This window comes from Falsiroseomonas oryzae, assembly GCF_027856955.1.
Lineage (GTDB): Bacteria > Pseudomonadota > Alphaproteobacteria > Acetobacterales > Acetobacteraceae > Falsiroseomonas > Falsiroseomonas oryzae.
Genome location: NZ_JAPSMD010000001.1, coordinates 86,906 through 98,928 on the forward strand (window position 1 = coordinate 86,906; position 12,023 = coordinate 98,928).

Consider the following 12,023-nt stretch of genomic DNA (forward strand, 5'->3'; position numbering starts at 1 on the left):
CGTGGCGCGGACGCGGCCTGTCAGCACGGAGAGCGCGCCATCCTGGTGGCGCACGCGCACCGGCGTCGCCGCGATCGGCTTCGCGATGGTCGGAACCTTCTATGTGCTGCGGGAGCACTGGGGCCACTCGCTCGGCGCGCTGCCCTATCTGCTGATCCTCGCTTGCCCGCTGATGCACCTGTTCATGCATCACGGACATCGCCACCCGGGCGGCGGGTCGGATACGGCGCCCGACACGCAGCCTAAGGGCTGAAGCCATGGCCGTAGCGGCGCATCCTGGCGGCGCCGCGCTGGCGATGGCGGGGCGCTACCTCGCGCTGCTGCTTGTCGCGAACCTGATCTGGGAGGTCGCGCAGCTGCCGCTCTACTCGCTGTGGACGGAGCGCAGCCCGGGCGAGATCGCCCAGGCTGTCGTGCACTGCACCCTGGGCGATGGGATGATCGGCGCCGTCTCGTTGGGCGCCGCATGGCTGATGACGGTGGGGCGCGGCTGGCCGGAGAAGAGTTTCGGCCAGGTCGCGATCGTAACCACGATCTTCGGCGTCGGGGCGACCATTGTACTCGAATGGCTGAACGTCGAGGTCTGGCGGACTTGGTCCTACGCCGCCGGCATGCCGCGCCTGCCGCCGCTCGGCACCGGGCTCACGCCCGTGCTCCAGTGGCTTCTGCTGCCGACCCTGTGTCTCGTCGCCGCGCGCCGTCTGGCGCCGGCGCGCTGACAGACCCATCGGAGCCTCGCCATGAACGGACAGCACGGTCGCCACCGGCACAGCGATCACGGCCACACCGGCCAAGCCGACACCGGCGCGACGGTGAAGGACCCGGTCTGCGGGATGATGTTGAATCCTGCGACGACGGCGCACCATGCGGATCACCTCGGTACGACCTACCATTTCTGCTCGGCCGGCTGCCGGACGAAGTTCACGGCTGACCCGGCGAAGTACATCGCGCCGAAGCGCGCGCTGCGCGCCGGGCCGGTGGCTCCGGGCACGATCTACACCTGCCCGATGCACCCGCAGATCCGCCAGAGCGGTCCTGGCAGCTGCCCGATCTGCGGCATGGCCCTCGAACCGGAGATGGCGACGGTCGACGCCGGCCCCAATCCAGAGCTGCTGGACTTCACGCGCCGATTCTGGATCGGGCTTGTCCTCACCCTGCCGGTCGTCGTCCTGGAGATGGGCGGGCACCTCACAGGCATGATGCACCTGGTCGGCGGGCCCCAGGTGGGCAACTGGCTTCAGCTCGCGCTTGGAACGCCGGTGGTACTGTGGGCGGGCTGGCCCTTCTTCGCGCGCGGCTGGCAAAGCCTCGTGAACCGCAGCCTCAACATGTTCACGCTGATTGCGCTCGGCACCGGCGTGGCCTGGCTGTTCAGTGTGATGGCGACCTTAGCTCCCTGGATTTTTCCGGACGCCTTCCGGGCAGCGGATGGTTCGGTGGCGGTCTACTTCGAGGCGGCCTCCGTTATCGTCGTCCTGGTGCTGCTCGGCCAGGTGCTGGAGTTGCGGGCGCGCGAGCAGACCGGCGGTGCAATCCGCGCGCTGCTCGACCTCGCGCCGGCGATGGCGCGCCGCGTGCGCGACGACGGTTCGGAGGAGGAGGTACCGCTCGCCGCCATCCATGTCGGCGACCGCCTGCGCGTGCGACCCGGCGACAAGGTGCCGTTGGACGGCGCGGTACTCGAAGGCCGATCCAACGTCGATGAGAGCATGGTGACGGGGGAATCGGTTCCCGTGACCAAGGCCGCCGGCGATCAGGTCGTCGGCGGCACGTTGAACGGCCAGGGCAGCTTCGTCATGCGTGCCGATCGCATCGGCCAGGACACCGTGCTTGCGCAGATCGTCCGCATGGTGGCGGGTGCGCAGCGGTCCCGTGCGCCGATCCAGCGCCTTGCCGACCAGGTGAGCGGCTGGTTCGTGCCGGCCGTCGTGGTGATCGCCGTGCTCGCCTTCATCGCCTGGTCGATGTGGGGCCCCGAGCCGCGCCTCGCCTTCGCGCTGGTCGCGGCGGTCACGGTGCTGATCATCGCCTGCCCCTGCGCGCTTGGGCTCGCGACACCGATGAGCATCATGGTGGGCGTCGGGCGCGGCGCGCAGGCCGGCGTGCTGATCAAGAACGCCGAGGCGCTGGAGCGGCTGGAGCGGATCGACACCCTGGTCGTCGACAAGACCGGCACGCTCACGCGCGGGCGGCCCGAGGTCGTTGCAGTGGTGCCGGCGGAGGGGCTGGCGGAGGATACGTTGCTGCGCCTGGCGGCCGGGCTGGAGCGGCCGAGCCAGCATCCCCTGGCGGAGGCCGTGGTGCGCGCCGCCGCGGCGCGCGGACTGGCGATACCTCCGGTGGAGGGGTTCGACGCGCCGATCGGCCGAGGCGTGACGGGCATCGTCGAGGGTCGCAGGGCCGCGGTCGGCAATGCGCGGCTGATGGCCGAGCTCGGCGTGGATACCGGCCCGCTCGCCGCCGAGGCTGAGCGGCTGCGCCGCGACGGCGCCACGGTATTCTTCGTGGCGGCGGATGGCCGCCCGGCCGGCCTCGTCGCGGTGGCGGATCCAGTGAAGGAGACGACGGCGGCCGCGCTCGCCGGCCTGCAGGCGGAGGGTATCCGGGTCGTGATGCTCACCGGGGACAACCGAACAACGGCGGAGGCGGTGGCACGCCACCTCGGCATCATCGAGGTCGAGGCCGAGGTGCTGCCCGAGGACAAGCAGCGTATCGTGGAGCGCCTGAAGGTCGAGGGCCGACACGTGGCGATGGCGGGTGACGGCGTGAACGACGCCCCGGCCTTGGCCGCGGCGGAGGTTGGGATCGCGATGGGTACCGGCACCGACGTGGCGATCGAGAGCGCCGGCGTGACGCTGATCGGCGGCGATCTGACCGGCATCCTGCGGGCGCGGCGTCTGTCGCGCTCCGTGATGGGCAACATCCGGCAGAACCTGTTCTTCGCCTTTGCCTACAATGCTGCGGGCATACCGATCGCAGCGGGCATGCTGTACCCGTTCTTCGGGATACTCCTCTCCCCGCTGATCGCTGCGGCCGCGATGACGCTGTCCTCTGTGAGCGTGGTCGGCAACGCCCTGCGGCTGCGGGCGGCACGCGTGGAATGAGGGCGTGGGGAATCCTTCTCTGTTGCGCAACCCAGATGCTGGCTGGGTCGTCCTTCGGCTCCTGGCCTCGCCCCGCCTCGACCGCAGGCCCGGAACGGCTAGACTCGCCCTGCATGACAGGAGGGCCGACATGCTGACGCTCTGGGGCCGGACGAACTCGCCGAACGTGCAGAAGGTGCTCTGGCTGCTGGAGGAACTGGCCCTGCCGTATCGTCGCATCGACGCCGGCTTGCAGTTCGGCCGCGTCAACGATCCCGATTTCCGTGCGCTCAATCCGAACGGCAAGATCCCGGTGCTGGAGGATGGTCCCGTCGTCCTGTGGGAGACCAACTCCATCCTCCGCTACCTTGTCATGCAGCATGGCGGACCGATGGGCGCCGAGCTTTATCCGCAGGCGCCCGCTGCCCGGGCCAGCGTGGACCGCTGGCTGGACTGGCAGCTGTCCACGCTAAGCCCCGCGGAGCGGGTGATGTTCTGGGGGTTGGTGCGTACGCCGCCGGCCGAGCGCGACTGGGCGGCGATTGATGCCTCGGTCGCTGCCTCGGCGACCTGTTGGCGAATTGTGGAGGCGCGGCTCGCGGCGGCGGGGCCTTTCGTGGAAGGGCCGCGGATGACCCTGGCCGACATCGTGCTCGGTACGCTGGTGCATCGCTGGTTCGCGGTCGAGGTCGAGGGGCGGCCCGACTTTCCGGCGTTGCGGCGCTGGTACGATGCTCTGCACGCGCGCCACGGCTTCCGCCGGTGGGTCGGCATCCCGCTCACCTGAGCGGCAGCGAGGCGTGGTGTGACGCCGGGCCACCGCGCCACGGCAGCGCCCGGTCGGCGGAAACGCTTCGCCGTTCCGCCGAACGGGCATAAGCTGCTCTGGAACATGTGTTTTCTGGAGCACGACCTTTCGATTCGGATAACTCCATCCGACCGGAACGTGCTCAAGGCGCCCGCAGGGGAGGACGCTGCCGATGCTCGCGCCACTGGGCAACCCGGTTTATCGGCGCCTCTTTGCGGCGCAGGTGCTGTCGCTGCTCGGGACCGGGCTGGCGACCGTTGCGCTCGGGCTGCTCGCCTTCGAGTTGGCTGGCGCGGATGCCGGTGTGGTTCTCGGCACCGCGCTCGCCATCAAGATGATCTGCTATGTCGGCGTGGCGCCTGTCGCGACCGCCTTCGCCCATCTGGTGCCGCGGCGGCGCCTGCTCGTGCTGCTCGACCTGTTGCGGGCGGCGGTGGTGTTGCTGCTGCCCTTCGTTAGCGAGATCTGGCAGGTCTATCTGTTGATCGCCCTGCTGCAGACCGGCTCCGCCGCCTTCACGCCGAGCTTCCAGGCGACCATTCCCGACGTGCTGCCAGACGAGGCAGACTACACGAGGGCCCTGTCGCTGGCCCGGCTGGCCTACGACCTCGAGAGCCTGGCGAGCCCGATGCTCGCCGCCGCGCTGCTCGGCGTCATGGGCTTCTCCTGGCTTTTCGCCGGCACCGCGCTCGGCTTCCTCGCCTCGGCCGCGCTGGTGGCCTCCGTGGTGCTGCCCTCGCCGAAGCCAAGCGGGGCGGAGGGCGCCTGGGCGCGCACCACGCGCGGCCTCCGCATCTACCTGGCGACGCCGCGGCTGCGCGGACTGCTGGCGCTGAACCTGGCGGTCGCTGCAGCCGGTGCGATGGTGATCGTGAATACGGTGGTGATCGTGCGCGGCGGCCTCGGTCTCGACGACCGCGCACTCGCGCTGACGCTCGCCGCCTATGGTGCAGGCTCGATGCTCGCGGCGCTCACGATCCCGCGCCTGCTTGAGCGACTGCCGGATCGCGCGGCGATGCTGGCCGGCGCCGCCATCCTGGCGCTCGGTATGGTCGCGGGACTGCTGGTGCGGGAGTGGGGGCAGGTGCTTGCGCTGTGGGCCTTCCTCGGCCTCGGCAACGGGCTGGTGCTGACGCCGACGGGGCGGCTGCTGCGTCGCTCGGCCGGGGCCGGCGACCGCCCCGCGCTCTTCGCCGCACAATTCGCGCTGAGCCATGCCTGCTGGCTGCTGACCTATCCCCTGGCAGGCTGGCTCGGCGCCGCCGGCGGGATCGCGGCGACCTTCGCAGTGATGGCCGCGCTCGCCGGCCTTGGCCTTGCCGCCGCCCTCGCGCTGTGGCCGCGGGACGATCCCGAGGAGGTGGAGCACGAGCATCACGGCCTGCCGGCCGGCCATCCGCACCTGGCCGCCGGTGCGGTCGCGCTCGGCGGCGGGCGTTGGCGGCACCGACACGCCTATGTCATCGACCGGGAGCATCCGCGTTGGCCGAACCCGGCGCACTGATCCGCCGCGTCGAGGTGCGCGTGCGGGGCGTGGTACAGGGCGTCGGCTTCCGGCCGGCCGTCTGGCAGGCCGCGACGGCGCTCGGCCTGGATGGCGACGTCCGCAATGACGGCGAGGGCGTGCTGATCCGTGCGGCCGGCGCGCCCGCAGCGGTGGAGGCTCTGCTGGCTCGGCTGCGCGACGCGCCACCATCCCTCTCCGACATCGTTGGGATCGAGGTCGCCGATACCGACGCGATGCTACCGCGCGGCTTCGCGATCCTTGAGAGCGATGTCGGCACCGCGCGCACCGCCGTCGCGCCCGATGCTGCGACCTGCGCGGACTGCGCGGCCGAGATCGCCGACCCCGCGGCGCGGCGCTTCCGCTATCCCTTCGCGACCTGCACGCGCTGCGGACCGCGCTTCACCATCGTCGAAGCGCTGCCCTTCGACCGCGCCCGCACGACGATGGCGGGCTTCCCGCTCTGCGCGGATTGTGCGGCGGAATACGCCAAGCCAAGCGACCGCCGCTTCCACGCCGAGGCGGTCGCCTGCCCGGCCTGCGGGCCGCGCCTGGCTTTCGACGCGCAGCGGGGGGAGGCAGCGCTGCAGGCGGCCATCGCGCTGCTGCGGCGGGGCGGGATCCTCGCTGTGAAGGGGCTCGGCGGCTACCAGCTTGCCTGTGATGCGACGGATGCGGAGGCCGTCGCCCGCCTGCGTGGGCGCAAGCGGCGCGAGACCAAGCCTTTCGCGCTGATGGCGCGCGATCTCGACGCCGTGCGGCGGCTCTGCCTCGCGTCGGAGCAGGAGGCGGCACTGCTCGCCTCGGCCCCGGCCCCGATCGTGCTGCTGCGCAGGCGACACGATGCGTCGCTGCCGGAGGCTGTCGCGCCAGGCCTCGACACGCTTGGCGTCATGCTGCCCACCACGCCGCTGCATAGGCTGCTGCTGGAGGGATTCGACGTGCCGCTGGTGATGACCAGCGGCAACCTCTCCGACGCGCCGCCGGAGACTGATGACGCGCAGGCCCGGGAGCGGCTCGGCACCGTCGCCGACGGTTTCCTCTCCCATGACCGGCCGATCGCGATGCGAGTGGATGATTCGGTGGCGCGCGTGCTGGACGGCAGGCCGCGTCTGCTGCGGCGCGCGCGCGGCTATGCGCCCGCCCCGGTCACGCTCCGCGGCTTCGATGCCCCGCCCGTGGTCGCGCTCGGCGGCCAGCAGAAGGCGGCCTTGTGCCTGCTGCGCGGCGCGGAGGCGATCCTTTCGCACCACATCGGCGAGCTGGACGAGGCGACGGCCGCCGAGGATTTCGAACGGGCGATCGCCCATTACGCCGCGCTGTTCCGGCACCAGCCGGCGCATGTCGCGGTGGACCTGCATCCGGGCTACCGCTCGGCGGCGCTCGGCCGCGCGCTGGCGGAACGGCACGGCGCGACGCTGCACGCCGTGCAGCACCACCACGCCCACATCGCGGCCTGCCTGGCTGAGAACGGCGTGCTGCCCGGGGCGCCGCCGGTGCTGGGCGTCGCGCTCGACGGGCTCGGCTACGGCGCGGACGGATCGCTCTGGGGCAACGAGCTGCTGCTCTGCGACTACCGCGACGCTCGGCGGGTCGGCACGCTGCGCGCCGCCGCGCTGCCGGGCGGCGATGCCGCGTCGCGGGAGCCATGGCGCAACCTCTTCGCGCAGCTCGAGCTCGCCTTCGGCTGGTCCGGGCTTCTGACGCACCATGACGGCCTTCCCATCGTTGCGCGTCTGGCCGCCAAGCCGGTTGCCAGCCTTGCGGCCATGATCCGGCAGGGCGTCAACGCGCCGCCGGCGTCCTCCTGTGGCCGGCTGTTCGATGCAGTCGCGGCGGCGCTCGGCCTCGGCTTCGACCGTGTTGGCCATGAGGGCGAGGCGGCGGCCCGGCTGGAGGCGCTGGCGCGCGATACCGACGATCGCGTCGTCTATCCCATCGGCATGCGGCATGATGGCGTGCCGGCGCTCGATCCGGCGCCGATGTGGGCGGCGCTGCTGGACGACCTCGCCCGTGGCGTGACACCCTCGGCCATCGCATCGCGGTTCCATCGCGGTCTCGCGCTTGCTATCGTCGAGCTCGGCGCCGCTGTCGCGCCGGAAGCTGATGTCGTGGCGCTCTCTGGCGGGTGCCTGCAGAACCCGCTGCTGCACCGCCTGCTGGTGGACGGCTTCGCGGCGCAGGGGCGGCAGGTGCTGACGCAGGCGCGGGTGCCGGCGAATGACGGCGGGCTGGCGCTGGGCCAGGCGGCGATCGTCGCGGCCCGTCTGATGGGGTGAGGGAACGGCGATGTGCCTCGGCGTGCCGGGACGGATCGTGGAGATCGTCGATGCGGCGAATGCGATCGCCATTGCCGACGTCGCTGGCGTACGCCGCAAGGTCGGCCTCACCTGCATCCTCGAGGACGGCGCGACGCCCGAATCCTGCATCGGCGATTGGGTACTGATCCATGTCGGCTTCGCGATGAGCCGCATCGACGAGGCGGAGGCGAAGGCGACGCTTGCCATGCTCGCCGCGCTCGGCGAGGAGGACGAACTCGCGGCCTGGGCGCCGCCGCGATGAGGTTCGTGGACGAGTTCCGCGACCCCGCGCTGGCGAAGACGCTTCTGAGGGAGATCGAGGCCCTGGCGGCCGAGGTCTCAGCCGTGCGCGGGCGGCCGATCGCGATCATGGAGATCTGCGGCGGCCATACCCATGCGATCTTCCGCTTCGGGATCGAGGGCATGCTGCCGCCCTCCATCGAGCTGATCCACGGGCCGGGCTGCCCGGTCTGCGTGCTGCCGATGGGCCGCGTGGACGACTGCATCGCGCTGGCCGAGATGCCGGGCGTGACGCTTGCCACCTTCGGCGATGCCCTGCGCGTGCCAGGCGCGCGCGGCAGCCTGATGGAGGCGAAGGCGCGCGGGCTCGACGTGCGCACCGTCTATTCGCCGATGGACGCGCTGGCCATTGCGCGCGCGGAGCCGGAGCGGACCGTGGTCTTCTTCGGCCTCGGCTTCGAGACGACGATGCCTTCCACCGCGCTGACCGTGCTGCAGGCCGAACGCGAGGACATCCGAAACTTCTCGCTGTTCTGCAACCACATCACCATCATCCCGACGATCCAGGCGCTGCTCGACGAGCCGGACCTGCGCATCGACGGCTTCCTCGGCCCCGGCCATGTCAGCATGGTGATCGGGACGGAGCCCTACCGCTTCGTGGCCGAGCGCTACGCGAGGCCGCTGGTCGTCTCCGGCTTCGAGCCGCTGGACGTTCTGCAGTCGCTCTGGATGGTATTGAAGCAGATGCGCGACGGCCGCGCAGAGGTCGAGAACCAGTATGCGCGCGTGGCGCGCGACGCCGGCAGTCGCGTCGCACAGGACGCCGTGGCCCGCGTCTTCGAGCTGCGCGAGTTCTTCGAATGGCGCGGCCTTGGCACCATCCCCCATTCCGGCGTGCGGCTGCGCGAGGCGTATGCGGCCTGGGACGCGGAACGACGCTTCCTGCTGCCCAACCTCCGCGTTGCCGATCCCGAGGCCTGCCAGTGCGGCGACGTGCTGACGGGCCGCATCCGCCCGCGCGACTGCCGGGTCTTCGGTAAGGCCTGCACGCCGGCGACGCCGCTCGGCGCGCTGATGGTGTCCTCCGAAGGCGCATGCGCGGCCTATCACCGCTACGGCGCGCTCGCGCGCGAGCCGGCTTGAGCAGGACGATTACGCTCGCGCATGGCAGCGGCGGCGCCGCGATGAAGGCGCTGGTCGAGGACGTCTTCGTCGGTGCCTTCGGCGAGGTGGCGCGCGAGGATGCGGCGACGACGCGGCTGGCGGAACTCGCGGCGCATGGCGAGACGCTGGCCTTCACCACCGATTCCTTCGTCGTCACGCCGCTGGTCTTCCCGGGCGGCGACATCGGGAAGCTCGCGGTCTGCGGCACGGTCAACGATCTCGCCACCGCCGGCGCGGTGCCGCTGCAACTCTCCTGTTCCGTCATCCTGGAGGAGGGGCTGGAGATCGCGCTGCTGCGCGACATCGTGCGTTCCATGGCGGAAACGGCGCGCCAGGCCGGCGTGCGCATCGTCACCGGCGACACCAAGGTCGTGCCGCACGGCGCCTGCGACCGGCTCTTCGTCAATACGGCCGGGATCGGCGTGGTGCGGCGCGGTGTCGCACCCTCGTCCGCCGCCTGCAGACCGGGCGATGTGGTGCTGGTCAGCGGGCCGCTCGGCGACCATGGCGCGGCGATCCTTGCGGCCCGCGGCGACCTCGCGCTGGAGACGACAGTCGAGAGCGACTGCGCGCCGCTGCACCGCCTTGTCGGACGATTGCTGGACGCCGTTCCGGGCACGTGCTTCTTGCGCGACGCCACGCGCGGCGGGCTCGCCACCGTGCTGAACGAGGCGGCCGCGGCGTCGAAGGTCGGGATCGAGCTGAGCGAGACGGCGGTCCCGGTGCGCGATGCCGTGCGCGGCCTCTGCGAGATCCTGGGCCTCGACCCGCTCTACCTCGCGAATGAGGGCCGGATGGTGGCGGTGGTGCCGGGCGATGCAGCGGAGGCGGCGCTCGCCGCGCTCCGTGCCGATCCGCTGGGGCGCGAGGCCGCGCTGATCGGGCGCTGCGTCGCCGACCGGCCGGGACGCGTTGTGATGGACACCGCCTTCGGCGGGCGCCGCATCGTGGACATGCTCACGGGCGAGCAGCTGCCGCGGATCTGCTGAGCAGGTCGAGGGCGAGTTCCACCGCCGGCCCGATCGCCTGCTCGACGGACGCATGGAGGCCGATGCCGTAGCCTTCGGCATCGTTCGGCTGGCAGGCGACGATGCGCACCAGGCCAGGCAGCGCGCCGATCTCGCGCGCGAGCGTCAGGGCGCGCACCGGTGTGGCGTAGTGCATGTCGCAGAAGAAGTCGCGGCGTTCGGTGTCGCTCATCGCTGCCGTATCGGGCAGCACAGGCTCCAGCAGCGCGACCTCGCCCGGCGCGCGGCCGCGGTCCACCGCGTCGAACAGCACCAGCGCGTCGTAGCCACGCATCAGTTCCTGCACCATGTGGATGCCGCCGATGCCGGTCTCCATGACCACTGCATCCGCCGGGCAACGGGGATCCTCGCGCAGGCGGCGCGCGGCCAGTACGCCGAAGCCGTCATCGCCGCGCAGCGGATTGCCGACGCCGGCGACCAGCGCGCGCATCTCAGAAGGCCGGTCGCTGCGGATCGAAGGGCATACCGAAGCCGACCAGCACGCGGCCACCGGAATCGAGGCGCACTGGATGGCATTCCAGCTTCGCCCCGCCGCCGAGCCGCGAGCCGTCGCGCAGGTCGTAGACGCAGCCGGGCCCGAGCGGGCATATCCAGGACAGGCCGCGCAGCGTGCCGCCCATCATCAGCCCGCCATGCCGCGGGCAGGCTGCATCGAGCGCGCGGAACTCGCCGCCAGCCTGCGCCAGCAGGATCGTGCCTTCCTCCATCCGGCAGAGCAGGGCCTCGCCCTCGGCCGGCGGCTGCAGGACCGGGGCCGGCGACCAGTGCGGCAGATCGCCCTCGCGCAGCGCCGGCGCTTCCTTCTCGCCGATGAAGTCCCAGACCTTGGCGCAGCCCGGCTGCTCCGGCGGCAGCAGGTCGTACATGCCGAACAGGGTCCGGATGGCGGGGTCTGTGACGACCTGCTCCACCACGCCCTCCTTGAAGAGGCGCACCAGGCGATGCAGCGACTCGCGATGCACCGCATCGATGCCCTGCAGCAGCGCGAGCACCTGAGCGTGCTGCGCCGGGTCGAGCGCGGTCTCCAGCTCCGCCAGCCTGCCGTTCACCTCGTCGAGCAGCCGAAGCCACTCCTCGTTGGTGCGGTAGCCGACTAGGGCCTGCGGGTCAGTCGTGATCGCACACCTCGTCGCCCTCGCAGCAGCCGGCGGTGCATTCGCCATGCGTGCCGGTCTGGAACTCGGTGAAGGTCTCGACGAAGAGCCGCCCGGCGCCGCGCTTCCCGCCGGCGGTGAAGGCGTAGGTGCCGAAGGATTTCTCCATCGTGCCGTCGGCGGCCAGCGCCTCGAAGATGTCGGCAACCAGCGCGCGGTCGAGATTGAGGAAGGGCATCACCGCGGCCGGCGAGAAGCGCTCGCCGAAGCCTTCGCCCTGATACCAGTAGCAGATCTGCATGATCTCCTCGCGCGCCTGCAGGCGGTCGAGGGCGGAGGGGGCTTCGGCGGTGTGGCTCACGGGCGGCCTCTGGGCGCGGCGAGGGCGGCATTCTGCGTGAAGGCTGTCAGCGGCACCAGCGTCGATGCGGCCTTCGACGGAGCCGCGGCGCCGCACAGGACGCCGACGGTCGTCTCGATCAGCGCCGTCGTGACCGCTTCCGGAGAGAAGCCGAGATGGGCGGCAAGGGCGTCGTCATCGGCCCAGCCCTCGCTCTCGGCGATCACCATGCGCTGGAAGGTATCGGCGGGCAGGTCGGCCTCCACGCTCCAGACAGGCTCGGGCCAGATGCCGAACTGGGTGCCGATCATCAGCGTGTTCTCGAGGTCGACGACGCCGGTCACCGCTTCGTAGATGCGGTCCTGCATCGCGACAGGGGGCAGCGTGCCGCCGCGCCAGCGCCAGGCCGCGACCGCGCCGGGCCGGCGGCAGATCGCGGCGGCGCCGACCAGCACGACGCGG

13 protein-coding genes are annotated in these 12,023 nt (G+C 71.5%); 9 read left to right on the forward strand and 4 right to left on the reverse strand.

What is annotated here, in order from left to right:
* The first annotated feature begins 1 nt into the window (after position 1).
* From OZN99_RS00395 to hypE, 9 genes are all read left to right on the forward strand, one after another.
* Positions 2 to 253, forward strand: a complete 252-nt coding sequence (locus OZN99_RS00395) for a DUF2933 domain-containing protein (protein WP_270933173.1) — start codon at positions 2 to 4, stop codon at positions 251 to 253.
* Positions 254 to 257: 4 nt separating this feature from the next.
* Positions 258 to 719 carry a hypothetical protein gene (locus tag OZN99_RS00400; protein WP_270933174.1) on the forward strand — a complete coding sequence of 154 codons (462 nt, stop codon included), beginning with the start codon at positions 258 to 260 and terminating at the stop codon, positions 717 to 719.
* A gap of 21 nt (positions 720 to 740) precedes the next feature.
* Positions 741 to 3,104, forward strand: a complete 2,364-nt coding sequence (locus OZN99_RS00405) for a heavy metal translocating P-type ATPase (RefSeq protein ID WP_270933175.1) — start codon at positions 741 to 743, stop codon at positions 3,102 to 3,104.
* Between the two features lie 130 nt (positions 3,105 to 3,234).
* Positions 3,235 to 3,870, forward strand: a complete 636-nt coding sequence (locus OZN99_RS00410) for a glutathione S-transferase family protein (RefSeq protein ID WP_270933176.1) — start codon at positions 3,235 to 3,237, stop codon at positions 3,868 to 3,870.
* 193 nt (positions 3,871 to 4,063) lie between these two features.
* On the forward strand, positions 4,064 to 5,395 hold the full coding sequence (locus OZN99_RS00415) for an MFS transporter (RefSeq protein ID WP_270933177.1): 1,332 nt from the start codon (positions 4,064 to 4,066) through the stop codon (positions 5,393 to 5,395).
* Positions 5,374 to 7,674, forward strand: coding sequence for a carbamoyltransferase HypF (gene hypF / locus OZN99_RS00420; RefSeq protein ID WP_270933178.1), 2,301 nt, complete (start codon positions 5,374 to 5,376; stop codon positions 7,672 to 7,674). The genes OZN99_RS00415 and hypF overlap by 22 nt, the downstream gene beginning before the upstream one ends.
* Before the next feature lie 22 nt (positions 7,675 to 7,696).
* On the forward strand, positions 7,697 to 7,957 hold the full coding sequence (locus tag OZN99_RS00425) for a HypC/HybG/HupF family hydrogenase formation chaperone (RefSeq protein ID WP_270933179.1): 261 nt from the start codon (positions 7,697 to 7,699) through the stop codon (positions 7,955 to 7,957).
* On the forward strand, positions 7,954 to 9,078 hold the full coding sequence (hypD, locus tag OZN99_RS00430) for a hydrogenase formation protein HypD (RefSeq protein WP_270933180.1): 1,125 nt from the start codon (positions 7,954 to 7,956) through the stop codon (positions 9,076 to 9,078). Before OZN99_RS00425 ends, hypD begins: the two co-directional genes overlap by 4 nt.
* A complete protein-coding gene (gene hypE / locus OZN99_RS00435) occupies positions 9,075 to 10,088 on the forward strand; it encodes a hydrogenase expression/formation protein HypE (RefSeq protein WP_270933181.1) in 1,014 nt (337 codons plus the stop codon). The genes hypD and hypE overlap by 4 nt, the downstream gene beginning before the upstream one ends.
* On the opposite strand, the gene OZN99_RS00440 is transcribed toward hypE, so the two are convergent.
* The 4 genes from OZN99_RS00440 to OZN99_RS00455 all read right to left on the reverse strand — a co-directional run.
* On the reverse strand, positions 10,057 to 10,557 hold the full coding sequence (locus OZN99_RS00440; RefSeq protein ID WP_270933182.1) for a hydrogenase maturation protease: 501 nt from the start codon (positions 10,555 to 10,557) through the stop codon (positions 10,057 to 10,059). The genes hypE and OZN99_RS00440 overlap by 32 nt on opposite strands.
* Before the next feature lies 1 nt (position 10,558).
* A complete protein-coding gene (locus OZN99_RS00445) occupies positions 10,559 to 11,290 on the reverse strand; it encodes a Rieske (2Fe-2S) protein (protein WP_270933183.1) in 732 nt (243 codons plus the stop codon).
* Positions 11,235 to 11,582, reverse strand: a complete 348-nt coding sequence (locus OZN99_RS00450; RefSeq protein ID WP_270933184.1) for a hypothetical protein — start codon at positions 11,580 to 11,582, stop codon at positions 11,235 to 11,237. The genes OZN99_RS00445 and OZN99_RS00450 overlap by 56 nt, the downstream gene beginning before the upstream one ends.
* Positions 11,579 to 12,023, reverse strand: a 445-nt coding sequence (locus OZN99_RS00455) for a hypothetical protein (protein WP_270933185.1), incomplete at its 5' end; no start/stop codon positions are given. The genes OZN99_RS00455 and OZN99_RS00450, both read right to left, overlap by 4 nt.